The sequence below is a fragment of the Candidatus Nealsonbacteria bacterium genome (assembly GCA_011050465.1).
In the GTDB taxonomy this organism is placed as follows: domain Bacteria; phylum Patescibacteriota; class Minisyncoccia; order Minisyncoccales; family RBG-13-36-15; genus RBG-13-36-15.
In genome coordinates this window covers 62,272-86,218 of record DRFQ01000009.1, presented here as the reverse complement: position 1 = coordinate 86,218, position 23,947 = coordinate 62,272, and the positions used below count along the sequence as shown (strand labels likewise).

Genomic DNA, 23,947 nt, shown 5'->3' with positions numbered 1-23,947 from the left:
TCTAAAACAAAAAATGGAAAAAAGATCTATCTTAAACCAATCAAAAATAGTTAATATTATATGCTCTGTCGCTATCCAGAAAGACGGTAAATATGCATTAATCAAAGAGGCGAAAAAGGAAGTAAGAAATCTTTGGAATTTTCCCTCAGGAAAAGTCATGTTAAACGAGAATCTTCTTGATGCTGCTGTCAGAGAAACAAAAGAAGAGACCGGATATGATTGCCAAATAGAAAGTCTTATAAATATATATTATTTTTATTGGGACGATATGCCTGGGTTGACAGTTCGATTTAATTTTTTAGGGAAATTAACTTCGGGGAAAAAGGGGAAATTTGCAAAAGATGTGCTTAGGGTCAATTGGTTGAGTCTCGAGGAAATTCAAAAACTTGCAAATCATAAGAAGCTAAGATCAAAAGCTACCTATCAAATACTAGAAGATCTCTCAAAAAACGTGAGTTATCCGCTTAACGTGATTAAATTTATTTAATCCAGAGCGTTCTCAATTTTTCTTTTTCGTTTTTAAAATATTTAAGATCATTAATAATTTTTTTCTCAACTTGATTTTTGTTCATAGATGAAGTTTCTAAAACAAAGCAAGAGATTCTGCCTAAATAAAGAGCCGGCAGAGAATCTATCAGCCTTTTCCTTGATTGAGCGTTCGCATTTTTATAAGCATAAAGATAGGTTGATAAAATTAGCACCCATAATTTTATGTCAAAGTTCACATTTTTTTCATTTGTGTGGTATAGAATTTCCAATTTTTTAAATACATTATTTTTAAATACTTTTTTATAAACGGATCTGTTTTTCGAATATATCCTTTTAAATGTCTCCCAAAGATCGTTAAAATTTACTATGACTGGGGCCGGGGTTGCGTCAAAAAAAGTATTTTGTTCCGCAACCTTATTAGAATTTCCGTCCAACCAATATTCGCTATATCTTACTGCTAAATTAAACAGTGTGCTAATTCTTCTTTTGATTTTTCATCTGAAAGGTATTTCTCGGGCCTACACTTCTTTCTGTGGATTAAAACGGACTGTGCCAACTCCCCTACTTCTTCATATAGCTTAAATAATACAAAGTCCTCGTCAATCTCAACATTGTATTTTTTACCATAATTGAAAACGTTCTCAACAACTTTTTTTTGAATTTCTTGGAAATCCATAATCTTTCTACTATTTTACTACCATTTTCGGTTTAAGACAAATAAAGCTTCGCCAAAGGCACCAAAAATCATTAAAAATAAACCCGCCCCGGCGAAGCCGGGGCGGAAAATCGTAATAATATCTATTCTTTACTCTCCCATAATCTGAATTTGGACTTTTCTTTTTCTAGCTTTATCCAGCTCAACGAATAAAATTCTCTGCCATTGGCCAAGCTGAATTTCTCCATTAATAAGGTTTAAAGTGAGATTAACCGGCAAATGAATGGCTTTGCAGTGAGAATGGCCATTAATACATTCATCATCACATATATTTACTGTCCTTCTGCCGAAGTCATCGTGATTATATTTTAAGGTAGTGGGAGCGATTCTTTCTAAATGGGCTTTGATATCTTCAATTAACAGGGGTTCGTTTTCATTAAGGATGAGGCCAACCGTAGTATGAAGGGTTTGGATATTAATAAGGCCATTTTTAATTTCGCTTTCTTTTAGAAAGGTTTTTACTTCATCGGTGATATCAATAAAATCAAATAGGCCTTTGGTTTGGTATTCAATTGTTTTATGGGCAGTCTTCATAATACTATATTTGAACACAATTTAATTTATTTTTCTCTCACAACAGTAAAATCTGCCAGGTTCTTTAAGATAATATTCCATTCATTTTGAGGCAAATTTCTCAAAGCATTTTTAGCTCTTTGAGAGAAGCTTATTCCTAAAGAAGAGGCTTTTTGATAACTATTAGTTTTTTTAATTAAGCTTATCGTTTCTTTGATATCTCTTTTAGTTATTTTGCCTTTTTTTCTTAATATTTTTAAGAGTTTCTTTTTATTAATCGAATTTAACTCTTTTAATGTAAAGAGAATGATTATGTTTCCTCCTTTTCTTTCTTCAATGTCCTTACCTACTTTTTTGCCAAAAGCTTTTTCTTCTCCAAAGATATCTAAAATATCATCTTGAATTTGAAAAGCCATCCCTAAATTAAATCCGTATTTTTTGAGTGCATTTATCTTTTCTTTTTTAGCCCCAGCGCAAATTCCACCTATCTCACAGCTGGTCTGGAATAAAGAAGCTGTTTTATTGCTGACCATCTTTAAATAATCTTTTTCAGTGATTTTTTTATATCTGTTCTTTGCCACATATGGCTCTTCAGTTCTCCCTGTCTGCTCAAATAAAATATCTAAAATTTCACCATCTACCAGTTTTTGTATTGTCTCAGCTAAAAGCTCAGAAATTTTAATTGGCTCTCTTGACCTTATTGCTCCTTGAAAGAGAAAGGCTGCATAATCGATGGTTATACATTGAGCAATAGATTGCCCAAATTTTACCCAAAGTGTAGGTCTTCCCCTTCTTAAAACACCATTATCTATCATATCATCAACAATTAAAGTATAATTGTGGAGAATTTCCAAGCTGGCTGCCGGATATAAAACGTCTTTTACCTTTCCGCCAAGTAATTGGCAGGATATTATTGCTAGGGCTGGCCTTAATCTCTTCCCACCAGTCAAAATTTGATAATTAGAGATCTCTTGAGTTTTCTTATCAAGACGGGAAGATAAAAGCTCTCTGATTGTCGGTTCAACCAACTTTGACATTTTGAGTAAAATTAATTTTAATTTTTCTTTTTTAAAATTAGAGGACATTTTAAATCTGCTTGGTCTTTATATCTTTCTACTATTTTACTATTCTTTCCGCCTCAAGACAAACAAAAAAGAGGTTTGGCCTTAGCCATCCTCTTATTTATTAAAATCAGAATAGCAAAACCCAAGGCTGACAGCTCTCGGGCGGTGGCTCTAGATTGATTCAATGTCGACTGACCCGGCTCAGTCTCTCCGAACCCTCCGATGGATTCCACAAGCTCACCACAGGTAAACTCGGAGTAGACCGCGCTCAAATAGGGATTGGAAATAGTTCATCAATCTGAAATAAAAAATGCCCCGTAAAGGGACGTGGTCCCCACGGGGCACTTTACGTCCCAGCGATGGGCTTTTCATTTTATAAGCTTTATCTTTTTTTCTTTTTCTGAACCGGTTTAATGCCAACGTTCTGCACTTTTCCTTTGAGCCGAGAGGGCTTACGTCGAGGCATTAAGCGTTTAATAATTGGTCGTTTACCTGGCTTTTTAAATTTTTGAATTGTTTTATTGCCCATGAATTCTTCCTTTAATTACTTTTTTAAATTTCTTCTGCCTCCTCTTTTTCGTTCGGCTATTTTTTTTCCTTTATATTGTTTTAATTCCCGCTGCAATTCGTCTTTCACCTCATTAATGGCCTGGAAAATTGTCTTTGCTACTGCTTCGGAACGCACTGATTTTCCGAGTAAATGAACCTGAACTTCAGCTCGATAGATTTTTCCCGATCTATGGTGTTGAGAAATTCGACCAATCTCCACCCAGGCCCGGACAACTGAATCCGCATTCTCAATAAATTTATCCAAACTGTTCATCGTTGTCTCAATATGACTGGAAAGATCAGGAGTTAATTCTAAATTGGTTGTTTTAAGAGAAAATTTCATATTTGTTTTTATCTTGTTTGCTTCATTATTGCATTATACCAAAAAATTTACCCCGCATAAAGCCCCGGATTAGAACGAAGTTCAGTTCGGGACTGGTCCAGCACCGTGCTCAGCTCTGGTGCGACAAAATTAGAAGATTGTTCATTTAAATACCATAGATATCCATGAAAATACCTATGAGTAAAGCTATAAAAGAGAAGATGAAGATAATTCCTGCGTTCCATCTTGATTTTGAGGTTACCGTGGTTTTGGCCAGATAATGAAGGGCTAGCTTCTTTTGCGGATCAATATCAGAATTATCTATAGCTTCAACCAGCTTATAATCTTGAATCAATTTTGCCTTTTTCCTGGCAATATTAAAACGATGGCCAAAATAAAGAATAAAGCCAATGGTGCCAATATACCAGGCAATCTTTACCCACAGAGGACTATACAAATTTAATATAATAATTATTCTATATGCGATGGTGGCGATTATTCCGGCCCAAAAGAAAAATAAACGAATGGGCTTGGGGTTTGGCTCTATAATTTTTAAAGATTCTTTCTCTTCCATATTCCCTTATTATACTAAAAAACCACCCGCCTTCATAGCGTTACGGCGGAGAAAACATTCTCCTCCACAAACGGACAGGTTGGCGATTTTTGTGTCTGCTATTCTATCAATTAGGCCTCTCGGTCGGCCTCAATACTACGCTGACTAGGGACCTTGAATAAAGTTACTGTATCCGTCCGCCTTGCCCATAGGCCTACGGCCGAGAGAACTTGGTTGCGGAATTCCCTGCAACATATCCCGTACTCCAACAAACCTGCAAATTATACCCTCCCGTAGGCCCATCAAGATTAAGTATTTCGCCTGCAAAATATAAATTATCGATTATTTTGGATTTCATTGTTTTAGCGTCTACTTCCTTTAAAGAAACTCCCCCGGAAGTGATTATTGCTTTATCAAATCCTAATAATTCCACAGGTGTCATTTCCATTCCTTTTAGTAATTTTACTAATTTATGGCGTTCGTTTTTTGTGATTTCATCAACTAATTTATTTTCATCAATACCAGACAGCTTCACGATAATATTTATAAGCTTTTTCGGAAGCAAATCATTCAAAGAATTCTTGAATAATTTCTTTTTAAATTTTATAAAATCTCTTTGCAATCTCTTGTCTAGTTTTTCAAAATCCAATGCTGGTTTTAAATCCAGGGTCATCTTAACTTTTCCTCTGGCTGCCGGCGGATTTAAAAGCTCTCCAACTTTTTTACTGACATCCAAAATAATCGGGCCGGTTATTCCAAAATGAGCAAAAAGCAATTCTCCAAATCTACTATCCTGCTTTTTATTGTTTTGATAAACGATTATTAAAACATTTTTTAAACTTAATCCCTGCGCCTGCTTCGGCCATCTTTCTTTTATTTTTATTGGAGTCAATGCCGGCTTTAATTCTACGATTGTATGTCCCAAATCTTCTGCCCACCCAAAGCCGTTTCCGCTAGATCCGAGGGTTGGATATGACTTTCCTCCGGTTGCAATAATATATTTATCAGCAGTAATTTCTTCTCCGTTCTCTAAAACAATAGCTCCTATTTTATTATTCTTTTTAATAATTTTTTTAACCGTTTTGCCCGCTAATATTTTGACTCCGTTTTTAATCAGACGGCTTCTCAAGACCTGCAAAACATCACTCGCTTTGTCGCTTTTTGGAAAAATTCTTCCACCCCTTTCTATTTTTGTTTTCAGTTTTAAATTTTCAAAAAAATCAACAACTTGTTTGGGCCCAAAAACAGAAAATCCATACAATAAAAACCTGCCCTCTCTTCCAAATTTATCAGCTAAATCCTTGCCATCAAATTTGGCTTGAGTGATGTTGCACCTGCCCTTTCCGGTAATTAAAAGTTTTTTGCCTAAAATATTATTTTTTTCAATTATAATAACGCGGGCTCCTGTCTCGCCTGCTCTTCCTGCCGCAATCATCCCGGCAGGACCTCCTCCAATCACTGCCACGTCGTATTTCATATTAATTTACTGTATCAAAAAACCGCTCTCAGCCATAGCCCTACGGGCGAGGCCCTCTTGGCGATTTGGAATGGATTTATTTATAACGATTTAAACAACAAAATAATTGAGAGAATTATCCCTTCTATTCTAAAACACAGAATACAAGTCTTTCTATTATAAAATTTTCTAACAAGCGGGATCCTGCTCCAAAGTTTATAATATATCTCACAAATAAATTTAGGAAATATGAACAGGCTAATAATTAAGCCAATCAAAATGATGTCAAAAATATCCATAGACTTATTTGGTTTTAATTTTTTTATATATCTGACTGCCGAGATAAAATAGTTCCTTCGAATTCCTCGCCTTTTAAAATCTTTCCCAGATTATTTAAATCTTTCCCATTGGCCACAATAACCTTAATATTTTTTCTCTCCGCCAGCCTTGCTGCCATAGGATCAACCGGAGTATTAAGGCCCGGCTTCCAGTCAGAAGGAATAAGTTGACAATAATCTTTCCAGGTCAATCTCTTAATAGGTCGTGCTTTCCTGTCTTTTTCAAAATCAGCGGTGTAAACATAGGCGGGTTTCCCTAAAATTATAACATGGTCAATCTTAAAATCTCCGGCAATTTGAATAGCAACAAAATCAGTTGACCAACCTGGCTCCCACCCAGATCCAATTATTATTGAGTATCTTCCGAACCCTTTAAGCTTAAAGCGATTGTCAAAAACAACCTCATTACTTTCCTTTCTAAATAATGTTCTTAAAAAATGGGCATTGAGGCGAGTAGCATGAATTCCCAGCCAATCCTTGTCCTCATCTAAAACTTTCGTTATGTTTGAAGCAGCCTTCTGATATTTTCTGGTAATCTTCCCTCCTCCGCACACAATAATAAATTTATTACCTTTTTTAATTTCTTTTTTTATAAACAGATAAAACTTCCGAAGAAAGGAAGTATTTATTTTTTCCGGAAAGGCAATTGATCCACCCAAAGCAATAATAAATTTTCTTTTTTTTCTCTGATTCATATTAGAATAAAATTTTGCTTTCTATCTTACCAAAAACTTTACCCCGCATAAAGCCCCGAACTGAACTTCGTTCTAGTTCGGGGCTGGTTCAGCACCGTGCTTAGTTGCTTGTTATCTTAATACTTTCGATAATTACATCATCGACCGGACGGTCCGGACCTTCTGTGGCTACATTTTCAATATTTTCAACGATATCAATCCCTGTTATTACTTTACCGAAAACAGTATGCTTGTTATCGAGACTGTTATTATCATTAGTATTGATAAAAAACTGACTGCCATTTGTGTTTGGTCCAGCATTGGCCATGGAAATGGTGCCTACAACATTACGGTTCTTTGAGTGGATTTCATCTGAGAAAGTATAGCCGGGCCCCCCTGTTCCCCATCTATCTTTCAAAGCATTGTCTTTACTGAGAGGATCGCCACCTTGAATCATAAACCCTTTAATCACTCGGTGGAATTTTACGCCATCATAAAAACCTGACTCAGCAAGCTTAATGAAATTCTCGACTGTTTTTGGCGCATCAGACGAGAAAAGCTCTAATTTAATCTCACCAAAATTAGTCTGCATTGTCGCAATCATATTAGTGTCGAGCGGAGTTATAATATTACGGTCCATGGATTCCTCTCCCCTATTTTGGACAATGAAAAAATAACCCCCCAAAATTAAAATTATTAATATAAAAAAAATATAGATTTTATTCATATTTTACTTCCGATACACTTTTAAGGCAGCTTAAATAAAGATTATCGTTTTCTTTTATAGCTTCTAATATTTTCAATAATTTTCTTCTTGTTTATAACTTAATCTTAGCAAAAAACAGCCTTCTCCTCCATAGACGGACAGGTTGGCGATTAACAAAGTTAACTAACAACTAAAAACTATCTACTAACAACTGAAAATGGTTCCAGTGGTAGGACTCGAACCTGTCTGATTTTTTAAGGAATTGTTAAAACTACTACTTTTTCGGGTTTAACCTCAAGGACGCCACCGTTGATTCTAAAATTCAATTCTTCTTTCTTGGTTTTGAGTTTAATATTACCTTTCTTTAATGGAGTAATTAACGGTATATGATTTTTTAGAATAGTTAATTCCCCCTCTGAACCGGGAAGAGTTACAGAGTTGGTTTTTCCCTCAAATAAGACTTTATCTAAAGCAATAATGAACAATGGGAACATAAATTAAACCGCTTCCTTAATGTCACCTTTCATGTAAAAAACCTGCTCATCTTTCTGATCATGCCTTCCTTCGAGAATCTCTTTGAAACCTGCGATCGTATCCCGAAGAGATACATATTTACCCGGCCTTCCAGTGAAAGCCTCGGCCACAGAAAAAGGCTGAGATAAAAACCTTTGAATCTTTCTGGCTCGATTTACAATTAGTTTATCATCCTCTGACAGCTCTTCCATTCCTAAAATGGCGATAATGTCCTGCAAGTCCTTATAACGCTGCAGCACTCTTTGGACTTCACGAGCAACTTTGTAGTGTTCCTGTCCCACTATTCTTGGGTCTAAAGCAGTGGAACCTGAATCTAAGGGATCAATGGCAGGATAAATTCCGAGTTCTGATAATTCACGGGATAAAACAATCGTTGAATCTAAGTGAGCAAAAGCAGTTGCAGGAGCAGGATCAGTAATGTCATCTGCCGGCACATAAATCGCTTGAACCGAAGTAATAGAACCTTTCTTGGTTGAAGCTATTCTTTCTTGTAATTCACCCATTTCAGTTCCTAAAGTTGGCTGATATCCTACGGCAGAAGGCATTCTACCCAAAAGGACTGAAACCTCAGAACCTGCCTGGGTAAATCGGAAAATATTGTCAATAAATAACAATATATCTTTACCCTGTTCGTCTCTGAAATATTCGGCCATACTGAGTGCTGAAAAACCAACTCTTAATCTGGCTCCCGGAACTTCATTCATCTGGGCAAAAACTAAAGCAGTTTTTGCCAAAACTCCGGATTCCTTCATTTCCCGATAAAGATCATTACCTTCTCTTGTCCTTTCGCCTATTCCGGCAAAAATTGAGTAACCGCCGTGCTCAATTGCTGTGTTACGAATAAGTTCCTGTAATAAAACAGTTTTTCCTACACCGGCGCCTCCGAAAAGACCAATCTTGCCGCCTTTAATAAATGGGCAAATTAAATCAATAACTTTAATTCCTGTTTCGAAAATTTCTGTTTTGGTTGATTGTTCATTATAAGAAGGCGGCTTACGATGAATTGAATAAAACTTGGGTTTCTCTGTTTTGACCGGGCCTTGCTCATCAATCGGTTCACCTAAAAGATTAAACATTCTTCCTAAAACTCCATTGCCAACCGGCACTTTTATGGGAGAATCTGTATCTGTAATTTTTTCTCCTCTTTTCAATCCATCTGTAGAATCCAGGGCAATTGCTCTCACCTGATTAGCTCCGATATGTTGAGCAACTTCAAAAATCAACTTTCGATTATCTTTCTTTTTCACTTCTAAAGCATTATAAATTTCAGGGAGATTCTCTGAAAATTCTGCGTCGATAACCGGGCCTATAACTTGTGTAATTCTTCCTATATTAGCCATATTTATACGTTAAGCGCTTCTCTGCCGGCTGTAATTTCAGATATTTCTTTGGTTATAGCCGATTGACGAAGCTTATTATAAATAATCGCAAGTTCATTAATCAACTTTTCTGCATTCTCAGAAGCATTTTTCATTGCCACCATTCGAGCTGAATGCTCAGAAGCATTGGCTTCTAAAATCATATGATAAATCTGAATCTTTAAAAGTCCGGGCAATAATTCATTTAAAACTTCTTTCGCTGAAGGTTCAAGTTTATACTCATAATTCCAGAAAGAAGTTTCTTTAATCGTCTTTTTATTATCTTCTAATTCAGCGTATCTCCCTTGTTTAGGAACGATTCCAGATACGATTTCTTTTATTCCTTCGATGCTGATTGGTAAAACTTGCCTAAGAACTACCTCCTGTTTTAAGGTTGAAATAAAATTTGTGTAAATCGCCGCAATTAAATCGTATTCTTCTTCTTTATATAAATCCATTATTAATGCGGCTATGTGGGCAGTATCTTCTACTTTTACTAAGTCTCCAATCTTGGTAAATTCAGCTCGAATATTATATCCACGCCAGGCTAAATAATCACGAGCTTTCCTGCCAATAGTAATAATATCTACCCTTTTATCTGATTTATCTGAATTCTCCTCGAGATACCTCAAGGATTTTTTTAAAACATTAGAATTTAATCCTCCGCATAAACCTTTATCACTGGTAATTACTATAAGAACCTTTTTCTTTATTGGTCTCGTTACCAACAACGGATGATATTTATAACCTGCCCTCCAACTCAAATTGCCAAGAAGCTCTAAAGCACTTTCGCAATAAGGCCGTGATTGTAAAGCTACTTGCTGACTTCTTCGCATTTTTGCAGCAGAAACCATCTCCATGGCTTTTGTAATCTGTTTTGTGTTTCCAACTGATTTTATTTTTCTTTTTATATCACGGGGACTAAGCATTAATTTACCCTGTTTTTATTAATTCATTAACTTGAAATTGAATTGCTTCTTTAAGCTTGCTCTCTACCTCCTCTGATAAATCAGACGTCTCTCTAATTTTATCTAAAATATCCTGCTGATGACGATCTTCGAGATAGCGAAATAATTTGTCTTCAAAATCTTTTATTTTCTCTAAAGGAAGAATATCTAAATAGCCGTTGACACCCGCATATATTAGACAAACCTGCTTTTCAAAAGGAACTGGTGCATATTGAGGCTGTTTTAGAATTTCTGTCAGTCGCTGTCCTCTCTCGATTCTCTTTCTAGTGGGTTCATCAAGTTCTGACGCGAATCGAACAAAGGCTTGAAGCTCTTTAAACTGGGCAAGTTCCAACCTTAACTTAGAAGATACTTTCTTCATTGCTTTAGTCTGAGCCGAAGAACCCACACGAGAAACAGAAAGTCCAACATTTAGAGCAGGCCTTATGCCGTGATAGAAAAGCTCAGATTCCAGATAAATCTGGCCATCAGTAATTGAAATAGCATTTGTCGGAATATAAGAAGAGATATCGCCAAGCTGGGTCTCGATTATCGGCAATGCAGTTAAAGACCCTCCTCCATGTTTTTTGTTAAGCTTAGCCGCTCTTTCTAATAACCTTGAATGCAAATAAAAGACATCTCCAGGATAAGCTTCTCTACCGGGCGGTCTTCTTAAAAGCAATGAAATCTGTCGGTATGCCCAGGCATGTTTTGTTAAATCATCATAAATTACCAGGGCATCTTCGCCTTTATCCATAAAGTATTCGCCGATAGCGCAGCCGGCATAAGGAGCAATAAACCACAGAGCGGCTGGACTAGAAGCTGGAGCCGAAATAACTATTGTATAATCCATGGCTCCTCTGGCCTTTAATTCTTCGACAATTTTTACAACCTTAGATTCTTTCTGGCCGATAGCCACATAAATACAAATAGGAGTTCTGTATTTTGTATCTTGAATCTGGTTTGTAATCGTATCAACCACAAGGGCTGTTTTTCCAATCTGTCTATCGCCGATAATCAATTCTCGCTGTCCCCTTCCGATCGGAATCATTGAATCAATAGCCTTAATGCCGGTATGAATCGGAGTGTTTACCGGTTCTCTTTCGACTATGCCAAAAGCTTTTCTTTCAATTGGATAATATTCAATATTAGTTGAAGGAATGGGGCCTTTCTCATCAACCGGTTCTCCTAAAGGATTTATGACTCTGCCGATGAGTGAACGATTTACCGGAACTGATAAAACTCTACCTGTACTTTTTACCAAATCACCATTTTTAATCTTACTAAAGTCACCTAAAATCATTGCGCCAACCTGATCTTCTTCAAGGTTTAAAGCCATGCCAAAAACGCTTCCTTCTTTTGTTACGAACTCAAGCATTTCGGCCGCCATAACGTTAGAGAGCCCGGAAACAGTGGCTATCCCATCCCCTATCTTTATAACATTCCCGATATTTGCCACTTCGGTTTTTGGCTTATACCCCTCTAACTGATTTTTTAATGTTTCGATTATATAATTTTTATCCATTATTATTTATTTTAATTTATCGCTCAGTATACTTAATCTTCTCCTGATACTGCCGTCTATCATTGTGTCTCCGATTTTTATGACCATTCCGCCCAATAATCCAGGATCTATCTTTTCTTTTAACTCAATCTTGTTTTCCCTGTTTAGAATATTTATTAACCGCTGACGAATTTTAATACCTATTGGCCTTGCTGATACCAGTTCAACTTCTTGAACTCCTTCCTGTTTTTTTGTATAAGTTTTGAATTCTCCGATTATTTTATCGACCAAGCTTAAATGATTATTCTTAACTAAAAATCCAACGAATTTAGAAATTTTCTCCTTAATTTCAGTTTTTCTTAAATCTTTAGTTATTTCATAAAGCAAAACAGCGTATTGTTTTGGAATAATTTTATTAGGCATTTTTGTTTAAAGCATTTAGCGTTTCTTCGGCTATTTTTTTCTCATCTTCTTCTTTTAATGTTCTTCCCAAAACTTTTCCTGCGGCTAAAATTATATATTTTGCCATCTCTTTTTTTATCTCATCCGTTATCTTCTCTCTTTCCATAGAAATATTAATTTTTGCCTCTTCGATCATTTTTTCTGTCTTCAAGCTGGTATTCTCTAAAATTTCTTTTTCTTTTGCTTCGGCGCTTTGCCTTGCTTTTGCTATGATTTGGACTGCTTTTTCTTCAGCCTTCATCGTTTCTTTTTCTTTAATCTTCTTAATTTTCTGCCATTCTCTTTCAGATTCTTCGGCCTTTTTCAGTCCATCTCGAATCTTTGTTTGTCTTTTTTCCAAAAGATTCAAAATCGGTTTATATAGAAATTTCTTCAGAAGGAAAAGTAAAATAAGAAAATTAACCACTTGGAATAAAAGCAGTTTCCAATCAATGCCAAGTTTACCGAATAAATCTCCCATTTAAATTAAGCGAACTTAATAATTATAGCAATAACCAAAGCGTAAATTGCGATAGCTTCGGTAAAAGCGATCGCTAAAATCATCGCTGTTTGAATCTTGGGGGCAGCTTCCGGATTTCTACCGATTGCCTCCATGGCTTTACCTGCCAAAATACCAATACTCAATCCTGGCATCATGGCCCCCAAACCGATTGCAAGAGCTGACGCTAATGCTTTCACTGCTTCTGTTTCCATAATCTTTTATAGTTTTAATTTTCTGAAATAGGTTCTTTAAAGAACAACTAACTTATTTATAAAATTAAAACTTTACTTTAATTAATTATTAATGATTTTTGCTGGTGGCGACCGTCAAAAAAACCAGTGTTAACATTGAAAAAACAAGAGCTTGAATAAATCCGACAAATATTTCAAGGAATAAAAACGGCAGAGGAACAAATAAGGGAACTAAGAAAAACATTGATGTTATAAGAACTTCTCCGGCAAAAATATTGCCAAAAAGACGGAAAGAGAAAGAAATAATTTTCGCCATTTCGGAAATAATCTCTAGAATTCCGGTAAAAAAATCAATAGGGCTTTTAAAAGAAATAAAATGTGAAGCATGCTTGAAAAACCCTACCGTTATAATCCCGAAAATTTGCACGGCAATCACAGAAAGAATCCCCAAGGCCAAAGTCATATTGAGGTCACTGTTCGTTGACCTCAATAATGGAATAATTGTTTCTTGTTGTTCATGGACTGCTTTGATACCCACCGAACCAACTCCTGGCAGGATTCCCATCCAGTTTGAAATTAATATAAAGAGAAAAAAAGTAACCACCAGAGGGAAGAACCTTTTTGTTTTCTCTTTATCTCCGGTAACGGTTGTCATAAAAGACACCATCTCCTCAATGAACACCTCCACTAAACATTGGACTTTTCCCGGCACCTCTCTTAATCTCCTGGTAACAAAACCACTAAATACAATCAAGAACGTCATGGCCAACCAGGCCATTATTAAGGTATTTGTTATCGGCCATCCTTGAATTTTTATTAAACTTTCAGGAAAAAAAGAAATATTCATATTTTTACTGATTCGAAATGTCTTCTAAAATTCTTTTAGCTTTTTTAAAAACTAATATCCCGGAAACCAATATCGACAAAAGAATACCTGACATTAAGAAAATCGGCGAAGTGTCATATTTATTATCCAAGAACCGACCACCTGCAGCTAATATTACAAGCGGTATGACAATAATATATCCCAATTCCCAGGCTAAGCTAAGGGTTTTCAGAAAAATCGCTCTCTCTTTTTTATCTTTTTCTCTTTTTTGGTTCACAACTATGGAATAATAAAAAAACTAAACTTAACCTCAAGCTTAGACTTTTTATGTTAGCGAATAGATGATCACTGTCTATATTATTGTTATTTTCGGACATTTTTACCCTTCAGAAAAGAATTGTAGCATAGTTTAAAAAATAAATCAAGAAAATTCAGAATTCCCGAAATAAAATCCGGGCAAAGTACCCAAAAACCCGCGTTCGACACGGGCTTTTGGGTTTTTCAATATTTCTAGCTGGAAATACTTACCATTTTTTACAAACCCATAAATCGTCCCCCATTCCTTGTGCAGACCGCAAGATAAGCATAGCATCTACGCTGTTTACGTTTCCGTCCCCATTAACATCTGCTCTTCTTTTCTGCTCGTCAGTTAATCTAACAAGCCCAACATCAAACTTCAAAACTAACTGAGAATCTCCTATGGCCGTTATGAAACCATCGTTATCAACATCTCCGAGACCCGAACAGACGGGTTTTTTGCTGCATACCGGGAAAGTATCTTTTAATCCTTTGATATACTGCGATATAAAGAGGGCGTCTACAGAGGTTATCTTTCCATCGTTGTCTACATCAGCTCTCTTTTTCTGGTCCTCTGTCAATTCTACATCTCCAACAACATGACTTAATACTAAGTTCGAGTCTTTGTCCGTGACAAAACCATCTTTGTCAACGTCTCCAAAAGAACCGCAGGGTGGTACTCTACGGGTTATTGGTGGTTGTGGTAGTGGTAGTGGTTGTGGTACTATTTCTTTAACCTCACACACAGGGAATGTCTTTCTAAGTCCTTGCGCATACTGCAAGATAAACATGGCATCCACGCTGTCTATATCTTTATTACCATCTACATCAGCTCTTTTTAATTGTTCCCAGGTCAAGGTCTGTTTTCCAACAACATACTCCAAGATAAGCTGAGAATCCGCCTTGCTTATATATCCATCTAGATTAATGTCCCCAAAAACTATATCAACACCTCCTAAAGAAAGACCGCAAGGAGGAATTTTTCCAATTTCTCTAATAATGGGTCTAATTGTACCGATAGACATTGTACTCTCTACTTTTTCCTGAGTAAGATTCACTGTGATTACCTTTTGTTCCTCTTGTCCACTGATCTTAAGAACCACATTTGCTTTCTTTTCCTCCTGTAGCCATGAAGATACCCTGAATCCATCGGCATATTCTTCTAGAAAGAGTCTTGATAGTTGTGTTGGCTTAACATTTATCTCAACGTCGGTACTTGTAATTTCACCGATCATTTCCTGAACATTAAGATCGTTTTTCGCAATCCCAATTACCTTTGCCTTTTCCTCGTCTGTTAGCTGAACGCTGTGAATAGTGCTTTCCGTAAGTATCTCTACGTTGTCTACTCTTTTTTCTTTAAGGTCTACCAGAACCAATGTGCCAACGAAAAATTCCATTTCACCTTTCTCACTTTTAATTGCTACCTCTTCTAAAGATAAAGGTAATCTATCCTCGGGGAGAGTAAACAGCACATAACCCTTACCTTCTTTTATCTTAACTTCTCTTATAGCGGCTCCTGTTTCTTTCATTATTTTCTGAATTTGGGGATCATTTTTGGCTATTGCCATTGCTTTAGCTTCTATTAGTTTTGGGTTAACGACGGTAACGCCTAAAACTACGACTAAAGCCAGAACAATTCCAGCGGGAACTAATTTTTTAGTCCAAGACATAATAATTTTTTCCTTAAAATATCCAGAGTTAAGCAAAGCCATTTTTAGCCTTTGTTGATGGCTTTGAATCTCAATGTGAGGTAAATTAATATTTTCTAATTTTTTCTCTAATTCTTCTTTTTTCATAACCCCGAATACTTCAGGCAATACAACTTCTTATTTTCCGACCTTTAACGAGTATTCTTCCATACTCTTTAATAAAACGCGTCGGATCTAAAAAAGTTGCATTTATTCCACAGATTGTCTTAATTTCTCTAAACCTCGATGGAGTAAAGATTTTATTGTTCCTTCTCTTTTCCCTAAAATTTCTGCGATTTCTTTAATCTGTTTTTTATCAAAAAATCTTAAGATGATTACTTCTTGATATTTAGCGGACAATTTGGAAATCTCTTTCTGAAGCACTAAAAAATCTTGGTGCTTTTTTAATTCTTCTTCAGCTTCAAGAATATCAGCTGAAGGATTTGAATTTGAAGTAGAAAATGGCTCTGGGATGCTCTCTAATGGAACTGGTTTATGCTTATTTTTCCTAAAGTAATTAGCAATTTCATTGTTGGCAATTCTATAAAGCCAAGAGGAAAATGGAATATTTTTCCAGTGAAACTGCCAGAGCTTTTTTAGGGCCTTAAAAAACGTCTCTGAAGTTATATCCTGGGCAATTTCAAAATTGGCAGTCCTTTTTAAAATATAGCCAAAAATCTTTGGATAATGTTGTTCGTAAAGCCTACCAAAAACTTCTGGATTTTGCTTAGCTTTTTGAATGAGCTTTTTCTCTTCTTTTAAGTCCATAAATCCATATTACGCTCCCGGGTGACAGTCACCTTAAGTTTGAGTAATAACCTGTGGAATGTCGAAAGTTCAACTTCCGATTTAACGTTTTTCTTTCTCTTCTTCCTCCTCAATATCTATCTCTTTTTTGATTTCCTCGAATTCGTTTTCAATAGCTTTAAGTCTTTCTTTGCTGACTTTGATAAGCCCAACCGCTTCTTTTACTTTATTCAATCCTTCTTCAACGTCAATTTCCTCCTGATTGTCAAACCACTCGGTAATCTTGGCGAGACGTTTAAGGTTGCTGTTTAAATTTTTTGCATCTAATTTTTCTTTAGCAGCCATAATCTTAATTTTTGTTTATATTTTTAACTTCTGAAATAATTTTCCCGTCTATTACTTTAATGTCTATATTTTTCCCGATCTTGACATCTCCCGTTCGTCTGACTATTTTTCCGTCGCAACTGGCAATGCTGTATCCCAGACGAATCTGGCGCTCCGGATTATTAAAAAAAACAGCTTTTTCCGCCTGTCCCAGCTTTTGATTAACTGCCAATAATAACGATCTGAATCCGGACAAAGATTTATTCAACGAGTCTCTCAAGCTGATTTTAGCATTTAATAAAGCGTTTTTAAAATTACGTAGGGAAATCTTTAATTCGTTTTCAATCGCCTTGTAATTGTCTAAGATCATTTCATAGCGATCAATAATATTTCTTTCGTATCTTTCCAAGAATAGCAGAGCTTGTTCCCATGATTCGTTAAGCAGATTGGCAGCGGCGGTCGGGGTGGATTCTGAAACATCGGCCGCCAAGGCAACAAGCGGCTCGTCCTTGTCGTGTCCGATGCCTGCGATTACCGGAACCGGGAAATTAGCCACTTCCCTGACCAATAATTCATTATTAAACGGCATCAACGACTCCAATGATCCCCCTCCGCGGATTATGACAAGAACATCTATATCTTGTTTTCTGAACGTTTTTATTGACGCCAATAAATCTCTGGTAGCTGTTTGGCCTTCAACCCGGGAATCAATCATTTTGATCTTAAAACCGAATTTCCCTATATTATTAAGAAAATCGGCCATAACCGCGCCCTGCTTAGAAGTGATAACTCCGATTCTCTGCGGGTATCTTGGAACGGGCCGCTTTTTCTCTTCGGCAAAAATACCCTCTTTCTCCAGTTTTTTCTTCAGTTCGTCGTATTGTTTTTTTAATCCGCCCTCCCCCGCCAGCTCAATCGTTTCGGCTATAAAAGACAACCTTCCCGAAGGCGGATATATTTCGGGGTAGCCGTAAGCCATAATTTTCATCCCTTCTTGCAATTTTATGTCATATAAATTATATCTTGATTTCCAGATTATACACTTCATTATACTTTGGTCATTTTCATCCTTCAAAGTAAAATAAACATGACCTGTCGGTCCAGCCTTTGCTTCCCCAACCTCCCCTATAATCTTCGCTTTGGAGCTTTTCAGCCCAATATTAAGAAGGGCGATAAACTCCGACACTGAAAAAATTTTATCAACAAACAATTCCATGGTTTACCCCGTTAGAAATTTGCTTTCTCTAAATTTTTTCTTTATTCTCATAATTTCTAAAGGAGTTTATCTTATCTATTGGATTAGGATAAATATTTTACCTTTCTGCGAAGTCACAGATATCTTTAAAGTCGCAAAATCCGCATTGCCAGCCGGGCGTTGCCTTAAAATCGCTCTTTTTTATTTCTTCGATCTCCTGAATGATTTTTTCTTTAAGACGACCTTTTTCCTTATCCGAACCCAGGAAAGACGCTTTCTTGCCGTCGTTCAAATAATAATAAATTAGTTCTTTCGGTTTTATTTTAAAAATCTCCTCAACCGCTATTTGATAAATTAATAATTGTTCCTTGTCGCTCAAGACCAATTTTTCTTTCGAATTTCCTGTTTTGTAATCAATAATCGCCACTCCCCCTTCCGTTTCATCAATTCTATCTATTACGCCGTATAAGGTATGCCCTCCTATTTTCAAATTAAACGGCATTTCTAAAGCAAGGGTATTATCAATTTTTAAAATCTTCGGCGGATTTTTTACAAATTCTTCGTAAAAATCTTTAACTATTTTCTTGCCGAGCTTGTAGTATTCTTCTTTTTGATTTTTATTTTCGTACCATTCATCAATCCAGTTTTTTTCGTAAATTTCCATCAGATCATTTAATCTCAACCTATCTTCCCGCCCCGAAAGGGCGAGGCTCGCCTCTTTCGCGGAAGAGGCGGCAAAACCAAACAAATTGCCTTGATTGTTTTTATTGTTTTCGTTTACGTATTTCAAAAAATTATAAAAAGTGTTGTGCATTGTTTTTCCGAACGAGAACACAGCCTTGCCTTTGATGGGAACTTTTAAAATAAAATTTAATTTGTACTGCAGGGGACATTTTTCAAAAGCGGCCAGTTGGGAAAAAGAAAAATGTCCGGGAAGATAGTCTGATCCTGTTTTTCTTTTACCCTTCGTAGCCGACCCGCGCTTCGCCGAAGGCTTCGGCGAGGCGAGAGCTACTTCGGCGAAAGGGGCAGTTTTAATGAAAGATGGCGCAAGCAAACTGTTTTTGGATGCAACCCTCCGGGGAGTCCCTCGCTTCGCTCGATCTGGCGAATGCAACCCTCCGGGGAGTCCGTTTCGCGTCCGGTCGGTTTCGGATTTATCTTTATAGCCCATTTCTATCAAAAATCGCGACAATCTCTTTTTCCTCACCAGGCCGTAATCCTCGGCTGAAGTGAAATAAAGCTCTTTTTTGGCCCTAGTCATCGCCACGTAACAAATCCTCCTTTCTTCCTGCAAATGGACATCTCCCTCGGGCTTGATGTCTTTAATCAATTCTTCGGGAAGCTCAATTAAATCTTTCCTTTCAATGGTCGGGAATCTTTTGTCCACCATATTGACCAAAAAGACATATTTGAACTCCAAACCTTTGGCTCCGTGAATGGTCATCACTTTTATCATATCCGGACCCTGTTTGGGATCAAACTCAAGCTTCCCCTCTTCTCCCGATTCTATTTCAAAAGTTATTTCTTCCATGAAATTCTTTAAATTTGGCTCTGTCGCGGCTTCTTCAAAATTCTTTATTCTTTTGTAGAACTGGTTGAGAATATCAATCTGCTCTTTATCGTCTTTATCCACCAGATATTTCAAATAGCCGGAATCTTTCAAAAAAGCTATCAGCATTTCCGAAACCGCTTTCTCCCGCGAAAGGGCGATGTGTTTCTTAATCAAGCTCAGAATAAAAGCGGTTTTTCTCTGCGTTTTTTTAGATATCCCGGAAACCAAAGGGAGCTCTTCCATCACCTCGTAAAGAGATTTTGTTTTGCGGTGGCCATATTGAGTGAGCTTCACTATATCATCGTAGGGAATTCCCAAAAAGGGCAGATTCAGAACCCTGTAAACCGCCGGGCTTTCGTGGTAATTGTCCAAAAGTTTGAAATAGGAAATAACGTCCAGAACACAGGGCTTTGCATAAAGCCCTTTTGAAGCCAAAAATTGATAGGGCAGACCCGCTCTTTCCAGGGCTTTTGTGAAAGAATTTGCCGCGTTGTTCGCCCTAACTAAAATAGCAATATCATTGTAATTTATCTCTTTATCTTTTTTTAAAACTTCCAGGATTTTCCTGATTGTTTTCCCGGCTTCCTCGTCCAGACTTTTGGCGTGGATATGCTCAATTATTCCTTTCCCCTTATTGTCTGCAATTAATTTTTTATTGATTTTATTCACGTATTCAAGCCGATCGGGATCGTTGGCTTTTATAAATTTGTAGGCCAAATCCAGGATATTCTGGGCAGACCTGTAATTTTTAACCAAAGATATTTGTTTTGCTTTCGGGAAATCCTTTATAAATTGGATAATATTGGCAAAAGACGCCCCCCTCCAGCGGTAAATCGCCTGGTCGTCATCAGCGCAGACGGTCAGATTGTTTTTGGGCGCCGCCAAAATCTTTATCAATTCATACTGTGACCAATTAGTATCCTGAAATTCGTCAACTAAAATGTATTTGAATTTTTCCCTGTATTTTTTCAGAATCAAAGGCCTTTTTTTAAATAGCTTCAGACAGTAATTTATCAAATCTCCGAAGTCTAAAGAGCTATTTTCCAGAAGCAATCTTTGATAAACGTGGAAGGCATTGGCCACTTCCTTTATCCTTTCTGTTTCTTGAGTTTCCGGCACATCGTCTCTGGTTTTTAATTTATCGGCGTATTCCAAATAATCTTCGGGGTAAATCTCCTGATCTTTGCAATGGGAAAAATGAGAAATTAAAGCCTGAATGAATTTAGTCGGATTGCCCAGGGGCTTGTAATAATCAAGTTCAAACTTGTCCAGGTTCTGACGCACCAAAAGCCATCCCGCCGTCGGTTCCAAAATCTTGAAATCGGCCGGTAGACCAATGTCCAGAGCGTGGTCTCTTAAAACTCTTTCGCAAAAAGAATGGAAAGTTAAAATCCATAAATCAACGTAACCGTATGGTAAAAGCCTATCAATCCTTTCCTCCATTTCTTCGGCCGCTTTCTCAGTAAAGGTAACAGCTAAAATTTCTTCCGGTTTGGCCATCCCCTTTTCAATCAAATAAGCAATCCTTTGGGTAATCACCGTTGTTTTCCCGGTTCCAGATCCTGCCACAATCAAAAGCGGCCCCTTGCTGTGGATCACCGCCTCTTTTTGCTCTTTGTTTAGTTTTTTTAAGTCTAGCTGCATTAGTTTTTTTTCGAGGCTTTTATTTGATTCTACCAAAAAATTTACCCCGCATAAAGCCCCGAACTAGAACGAAGTTCAGTTCGGGACTGGTCCAGCACCGAGCTTCGCTCTGGTGCTGGGCTCGGATCTGGCGCCGGGCTTAGCTTTTGTGCGGGGCCGCCTTCCTGCCCTCCTAAACCGAGCACATAAATGTTATGTGCTCGGTGCTTCGGCTGGGAGGGCCTAACGAGTTTTTATTGGAACGGACGCTACTAAAACAAAAAACCCGCAAGAATATTGCGGGTTTTTTGTTTATTTAATCAGCTTATATTTTTTTTCTTATTGATATCTTCTTTTTCTCTTAATTGCAAAGAAGTAAGCCATAAAATAAACGGTCTCCGAAGTTTATCTATGGGCCAGTAATCATCTTTAAAGAGTGATGTTTTATCTATTCTAAAACGAGAAAGTAAAGGAAGCGTGGCCTTAAGATTCGCAGGAGACAGCCTATTATGTTCCTCCAAAAACTGCTCTTTTTTGAAGTTTGGGCTTATAATTTTTCGAGCTTTTTTGAATCTTGGTATCATAAATAGTATTATTGAGTATTTTCCTTTATGATGATTGGGAAACTATTTGTAGTCCAAAACCCTTAGAGTCTCTACTTTAATCATACATTTATTCTTTTGAAAAAGCAAGTTCTCTGCTAAAAAAATCAAGCCCGAGAATGGGCTTGATTTTCATCTATCTGATTTTATTGAATCAACCCTTCGGTTATTACTCAGGGTTGATACTGAGTCTGCCGAAGTATCGATTCTTAAATACGAGTTACGTTTACTGCGTTGGGTCCTTTGTCAGAAGTAGCCTTCTCAAAAGATACCTTGTCACCTACTTTCAACTCTTCGTATTTTACATCCTTAAGTTCATTACCGTGAAAAAAGAGATCTTTCTCTTCGCCATCAACAGTAATAAATCCAAATCCTCTTTCTGTAAGAGTTTTAATTGTTCCTTCCATAATTAGATATAAATTAATTTAATTAATGTTTTAAGGTTTTATCCTAAAGTTTAGTTTCCCGAATAAACTCGACTAAATTTTCATTAGGCAACTATCTTATATATAAGATTAACATTTAAAAAACAATTAGTCAACCTAAAAAAATAAAGGCGGATAACAAGTCTGTTGACAGATTGAAAACAAAAACCCATCTAAAAGATAGATAGAAACATGAAGAGCCCGCCGAAGCGAGCTCTTGTTTTTGAGCCGAAGCCCTTAGCGCTGACGCACTCTCCGTACGGCACTGTGCATAACATATGCCGCATATGGAAGGACTACAAGCCCCAGAAGCATGCCATTCTCGCCAAACAACCACCATCCAAGCCCGTAAAAGAACAAGAAGACGGTTAGTATGACGAGGGCATGGAGGTTCCCGATTTCTCGGTTTAGTCCCTCCAAAACCTTGAAGGTGCGTGACTCTCTGATTCTCACTTTTTTCCTCTCTCTCCAAGATTACTCGGAGTCCGCATTTCTGCGGAAACTCGTTCTTTTCTCCACTCACAACCCACTAAGGTTTAATGAATTCTGAGTGGAGGAGGACCTGATGATGTTGGTGTGGTCCTCCTTAACAATTACCCTGCTTCGCCGGAGCGAAGCATAATGCCCAGGATTTCGGGCTAGCACCGCTACCTCCCTTGCTTGCCTGGCAAAAGGACGAGGATGACGATGGACATGAGTCCAAGAATGCTGATGATCGAGAACACTGATGCAACCATAGAGCTGTCGAAGCCTCGTGCCATCATAATTCCACCGGCACCTACGAGGAAGACTAGCATAGATCCTACTATTGCCGTCCCCCTCATCTTGACATTATCTCGGATAGCTTGTCTCGTGTCCGAGGCGAATCGATCCGCCGTCCTCATCCATATCTCAAAGAATTTCACCTAATCTCTCCTTCATTCTTTTGCTACTTTCCGTCCGAAACTTCCCTTCTCTTTTGATAAGAGAAATTTCGGAAGGACTAGCGTCTCAATTGTTACAATCCTTATTTATTTTCCAAAGTTCTATTCTCTAAACAAGAAACGGCCCTGGAGAGAGCCGTCTATGACAAATTTAATATTAAAATACCCGCTCTCTCTTACATCTACACCATAGCATATCTCTCTGAATTTGTCAAGTTTTTGGATATCAAAAAATCGCCAGATTGACGATTTTAAAATTCGTAAATCGCGGCTCGGTCAGCTTATTTTATACAAAACTCGCAATTTTTTTAGTTAATTCGTTTTTCCCTTCGTTTGTTTTGGCCGAATATCCCAAAACCGGTATATCTCGCACTTCTTTTTGAATCGAGGAAAGCTGTTCTCCCGCGGCGTCTTTAGTTAATTTATCAATTTTGTTTGCAATGATGACAATTTGATGTTTATTTGCCTCGAGAATTTTTATCATATCCCGATCGAAATCAGTCAAACCAACCTGAGCGTCAATAATTAAGAAAACTGCTTTGGGCCTCGTATTGGAAAACTCCACATACCAAAAAATCCTTTTGATTATTTTGTTGCGCTCCAGTTTCGAACGCATTGCATATCCATATCCGGGAAAATCCACAAAATAGAAAGAATCATTGATGCGGAAAAAATTCGCTTCTCGTGTTTTCCCCGGCATCTTGCTTGTTCTTACAAGATCTTTTTTGCCGACTAAAGAGTTAATCACGCTTGATTTCCCCGTATTGGAACGGCCAAAAAAAGCGACGTGCGGTAAATTGCCTTCCAGGCTGTAATCGTTCCCTATAACACCTTTAACAAATTCTGCCTTTGATATTTTCATAATTCTATTTAATTCTATCAAAAA

At 37.2% G+C, this 23,947-nt stretch carries 27 protein-coding genes; 1 reads left to right on the top strand and 26 read right to left on the bottom strand.

All coding sequences use genetic code 11. From position 1 onward, the window contains the following. Positions 1–13 precede the first annotated feature (13 nt). Positions 14–487: an NUDIX domain-containing protein gene (locus ENH66_02310; protein ID HDZ54513.1), complete on the top strand. Its 474-nt coding sequence runs from the start codon at positions 14–16 to the stop codon at positions 485–487. Here the strand turns inward: ENH66_02310 and ENH66_02305 are convergent. The 26 genes from ENH66_02305 to ysxC form a co-directional block, all read right to left on the bottom strand. Continuing rightward, positions 480–701, bottom strand: a complete 222-nt coding sequence (locus ENH66_02305) for a hypothetical protein (GenBank protein HDZ54512.1) — start codon at positions 699–701, stop codon at positions 480–482. The two genes, ENH66_02310 and ENH66_02305, sit on opposite strands and share 8 nt — an antisense overlap. A 245-nt stretch (positions 702–946) precedes the next feature. Then, on the bottom strand, positions 947–1,165 hold the full coding sequence (locus tag ENH66_02300; protein ID HDZ54511.1) for a hypothetical protein: 219 nt from the start codon (positions 1,163–1,165) through the stop codon (positions 947–949). A gap of 129 nt (positions 1,166–1,294) precedes the next feature. Beyond that, the gene (locus ENH66_02295) at positions 1,295–1,738 is read right to left on the bottom strand and encodes a YjbQ family protein (protein HDZ54510.1); all 444 of its coding nucleotides are present in this window, start codon (positions 1,736–1,738) and stop codon (positions 1,295–1,297) included. 26 nt (positions 1,739–1,764) lie between these two features. Next, positions 1,765–2,802 (bottom strand): polyprenyl synthetase family protein, encoded by a 1,038-nt coding sequence (locus ENH66_02290; protein ID HDZ54509.1) that lies wholly within the window; start codon positions 2,800–2,802, stop codon positions 1,765–1,767. 523 nt (positions 2,803–3,325) lie between these two features. After that, entirely contained in the window at positions 3,326–3,673 is a 348-nt protein-coding gene (raiA, locus tag ENH66_02285) for a ribosome-associated translation inhibitor RaiA (protein HDZ54508.1), read from the bottom strand. Positions 3,674–3,818: 145 nt separating this feature from the next. Beyond that, complete coding sequence (locus ENH66_02280) at positions 3,819–4,226, bottom strand: hypothetical protein (GenBank protein HDZ54507.1); 408 nt, start codon at positions 4,224–4,226, stop codon at positions 3,819–3,821. A gap of 193 nt (positions 4,227–4,419) precedes the next feature. Then, the gene (locus tag ENH66_02275) at positions 4,420–5,682 is read right to left on the bottom strand and encodes an NAD(P)/FAD-dependent oxidoreductase (protein HDZ54506.1); all 1,263 of its coding nucleotides are present in this window, start codon (positions 5,680–5,682) and stop codon (positions 4,420–4,422) included. Between the two features lie 301 nt (positions 5,683–5,983). Then, complete coding sequence (locus ENH66_02270) at positions 5,984–6,694, bottom strand: UMP kinase (GenBank protein ID HDZ54505.1); 711 nt, start codon at positions 6,692–6,694, stop codon at positions 5,984–5,986. A 100-nt stretch (positions 6,695–6,794) separates the two neighbouring features. After that, positions 6,795–7,400, bottom strand: a complete 606-nt coding sequence (locus ENH66_02265; GenBank protein HDZ54504.1) for a peptidylprolyl isomerase — start codon at positions 7,398–7,400, stop codon at positions 6,795–6,797. Between the two features lie 233 nt (positions 7,401–7,633). Continuing rightward, a complete protein-coding gene (atpC, locus tag ENH66_02260; protein HDZ54503.1) occupies positions 7,634–7,873 on the bottom strand; it encodes an ATP synthase F1 subunit epsilon in 240 nt (79 codons plus the stop codon). Positions 7,874–7,876: 3 nt separating this feature from the next. Further along, positions 7,877–9,253 (bottom strand): F0F1 ATP synthase subunit beta, encoded by a 1,377-nt coding sequence (gene atpD / locus ENH66_02255; protein ID HDZ54502.1) that lies wholly within the window; start codon positions 9,251–9,253, stop codon positions 7,877–7,879. A gap of 2 nt (positions 9,254–9,255) precedes the next feature. Further along, entirely contained in the window at positions 9,256–10,200 is a 945-nt protein-coding gene (atpG, locus tag ENH66_02250) for an ATP synthase F1 subunit gamma (GenBank protein ID HDZ54501.1), read from the bottom strand. A 4-nt stretch (positions 10,201–10,204) separates the two neighbouring features. Further along, on the bottom strand, positions 10,205–11,743 hold the full coding sequence (locus ENH66_02245; GenBank protein HDZ54500.1) for a F0F1 ATP synthase subunit alpha: 1,539 nt from the start codon (positions 11,741–11,743) through the stop codon (positions 10,205–10,207). 6 nt (positions 11,744–11,749) lie between these two features. Continuing rightward, the gene (gene atpH, locus ENH66_02240; protein HDZ54499.1) at positions 11,750–12,145 is read right to left on the bottom strand and encodes an ATP synthase F1 subunit delta; all 396 of its coding nucleotides are present in this window, start codon (positions 12,143–12,145) and stop codon (positions 11,750–11,752) included. Next, entirely contained in the window at positions 12,138–12,644 is a 507-nt protein-coding gene (gene atpF, locus ENH66_02235; protein HDZ54498.1) for an ATP synthase F0 subunit B, read from the bottom strand. The genes atpH and atpF overlap by 8 nt, the downstream gene beginning before the upstream one ends. A 5-nt stretch (positions 12,645–12,649) precedes the next feature. Then, a complete protein-coding gene (gene atpE / locus ENH66_02230) occupies positions 12,650–12,877 on the bottom strand; it encodes an ATP synthase F0 subunit C (GenBank protein ID HDZ54497.1) in 228 nt (75 codons plus the stop codon). Between the two features lie 88 nt (positions 12,878–12,965). Continuing rightward, entirely contained in the window at positions 12,966–13,703 is a 738-nt protein-coding gene (gene atpB, locus ENH66_02225) for an ATP synthase F0 subunit A (protein ID HDZ54496.1), read from the bottom strand. Positions 13,704–13,707: 4 nt separating this feature from the next. Continuing rightward, positions 13,708–13,965 carry an AtpZ/AtpI family protein gene (locus ENH66_02220; GenBank protein ID HDZ54495.1) on the bottom strand — a complete coding sequence of 86 codons (258 nt, stop codon included), beginning with the start codon at positions 13,963–13,965 and terminating at the stop codon, positions 13,708–13,710. A 241-nt stretch (positions 13,966–14,206) separates the two neighbouring features. Then, complete coding sequence (locus ENH66_02215; GenBank protein ID HDZ54494.1) at positions 14,207–15,775, bottom strand: hypothetical protein; 1,569 nt, start codon at positions 15,773–15,775, stop codon at positions 14,207–14,209. A gap of 102 nt (positions 15,776–15,877) precedes the next feature. Beyond that, complete coding sequence (locus ENH66_02210; protein HDZ54493.1) at positions 15,878–16,435, bottom strand: RNA polymerase sigma factor; 558 nt, start codon at positions 16,433–16,435, stop codon at positions 15,878–15,880. Between the two features lie 81 nt (positions 16,436–16,516). Then, positions 16,517–16,759: a hypothetical protein gene (locus ENH66_02205; protein ID HDZ54492.1), complete on the bottom strand. Its 243-nt coding sequence runs from the start codon at positions 16,757–16,759 to the stop codon at positions 16,517–16,519. 4 nt (positions 16,760–16,763) lie between these two features. Further along, complete coding sequence (gene xseA / locus ENH66_02200) at positions 16,764–17,954, bottom strand: exodeoxyribonuclease VII large subunit (GenBank protein HDZ54491.1); 1,191 nt, start codon at positions 17,952–17,954, stop codon at positions 16,764–16,766. 97 nt (positions 17,955–18,051) lie between these two features. After that, a complete protein-coding gene (locus ENH66_02195) occupies positions 18,052–21,132 on the bottom strand; it encodes a PD-(D/E)XK nuclease family protein (protein ID HDZ54490.1) in 3,081 nt (1,026 codons plus the stop codon). A 299-nt stretch (positions 21,133–21,431) separates the two neighbouring features. Next, entirely contained in the window at positions 21,432–21,695 is a 264-nt protein-coding gene (locus ENH66_02190; protein ID HDZ54489.1) for a hypothetical protein, read from the bottom strand. Positions 21,696–21,922: 227 nt separating this feature from the next. Further along, positions 21,923–22,123, bottom strand: a complete 201-nt coding sequence (locus ENH66_02185) for a cold shock domain-containing protein (GenBank protein HDZ54488.1) — start codon at positions 22,121–22,123, stop codon at positions 21,923–21,925. Positions 22,124–23,347: 1,224 nt separating this feature from the next. Beyond that, the gene (ysxC, locus tag ENH66_02180; protein ID HDZ54487.1) at positions 23,348–23,923 is read right to left on the bottom strand and encodes a ribosome biogenesis GTP-binding protein YsxC; all 576 of its coding nucleotides are present in this window, start codon (positions 23,921–23,923) and stop codon (positions 23,348–23,350) included. Between the last annotated feature and the right edge of the window lie 24 nt (positions 23,924–23,947).

Bases quoted from the DNA above. Each gene is read 5' to 3' on its own strand.
- ENH66_02310 (HDZ54513.1), top strand. From the start codon at position 14: ATGGAAAAAAGATCTATCTTAAACCAATCAAAAATAGTTAATATTATA.
- ENH66_02300 (HDZ54511.1), bottom strand. From the start codon at position 1,165: ATGGATTTCCAAGAAATTCAAAAAAAAGTTGTTGAGAACGTTTTCAAT.
- ENH66_02295 (HDZ54510.1), bottom strand. From the start codon at position 1,738: ATGAAGACTGCCCATAAAACAATTGAATACCAAACCAAAGGCCTATTT.
- ENH66_02290 (HDZ54509.1), bottom strand. From the start codon at position 2,802: ATGTCCTCTAATTTTAAAAAAGAAAAATTAAAATTAATTTTACTCAAA.
- raiA (HDZ54508.1), bottom strand. From the start codon at position 3,673: ATGAAATTTTCTCTTAAAACAACCAATTTAGAATTAACTCCTGATCTT.
- ENH66_02280 (HDZ54507.1), bottom strand. From the start codon at position 4,226: ATGGAAGAGAAAGAATCTTTAAAAATTATAGAGCCAAACCCCAAGCCC.
- ENH66_02275 (HDZ54506.1), bottom strand. From the start codon at position 5,682: ATGAAATACGACGTGGCAGTGATTGGAGGAGGTCCTGCCGGGATGATT.
- ENH66_02270 (HDZ54505.1), bottom strand. From the start codon at position 6,694: ATGAATCAGAGAAAAAAAAGAAAATTTATTATTGCTTTGGGTGGATCA.
- ENH66_02265 (HDZ54504.1), bottom strand. From the start codon at position 7,400: ATGAATAAAATCTATATTTTTTTTATATTAATAATTTTAATTTTGGGG.
- atpC (HDZ54503.1), bottom strand. From the start codon at position 7,873: ATGTTCCCATTGTTCATTATTGCTTTAGATAAAGTCTTATTTGAGGGA.
- atpD (HDZ54502.1), bottom strand. From the start codon at position 9,253: ATGGCTAATATAGGAAGAATTACACAAGTTATAGGCCCGGTTATCGAC.
- atpG (HDZ54501.1), bottom strand. From the start codon at position 10,200: ATGCTTAGTCCCCGTGATATAAAAAGAAAAATAAAATCAGTTGGAAAC.
- ENH66_02245 (HDZ54500.1), bottom strand. From the start codon at position 11,743: ATGGATAAAAATTATATAATCGAAACATTAAAAAATCAGTTAGAGGGG.
- atpH (HDZ54499.1), bottom strand. From the start codon at position 12,145: ATGCCTAATAAAATTATTCCAAAACAATACGCTGTTTTGCTTTATGAA.
- atpF (HDZ54498.1), bottom strand. From the start codon at position 12,644: ATGGGAGATTTATTCGGTAAACTTGGCATTGATTGGAAACTGCTTTTA.
- atpE (HDZ54497.1), bottom strand. From the start codon at position 12,877: ATGGAAACAGAAGCAGTGAAAGCATTAGCGTCAGCTCTTGCAATCGGT.
- atpB (HDZ54496.1), bottom strand. From the start codon at position 13,703: ATGAATATTTCTTTTTTTCCTGAAAGTTTAATAAAAATTCAAGGATGG.
- ENH66_02215 (HDZ54494.1), bottom strand. From the start codon at position 15,775: ATGAAAAAAGAAGAATTAGAGAAAAAATTAGAAAATATTAATTTACCT.
- ENH66_02210 (HDZ54493.1), bottom strand. From the start codon at position 16,435: ATGGACTTAAAAGAAGAGAAAAAGCTCATTCAAAAAGCTAAGCAAAAT.
- ENH66_02205 (HDZ54492.1), bottom strand. From the start codon at position 16,759: ATGGCTGCTAAAGAAAAATTAGATGCAAAAAATTTAAACAGCAACCTT.
- xseA (HDZ54491.1), bottom strand. From the start codon at position 17,954: ATGGAATTGTTTGTTGATAAAATTTTTTCAGTGTCGGAGTTTATCGCC.
- ENH66_02195 (HDZ54490.1), bottom strand. From the start codon at position 21,132: ATGCAGCTAGACTTAAAAAAACTAAACAAAGAGCAAAAAGAGGCGGTG.
- ENH66_02190 (HDZ54489.1), bottom strand. From the start codon at position 21,695: ATGATACCAAGATTCAAAAAAGCTCGAAAAATTATAAGCCCAAACTTC.
- ysxC (HDZ54487.1), bottom strand. From the start codon at position 23,923: ATGAAAATATCAAAGGCAGAATTTGTTAAAGGTGTTATAGGGAACGAT.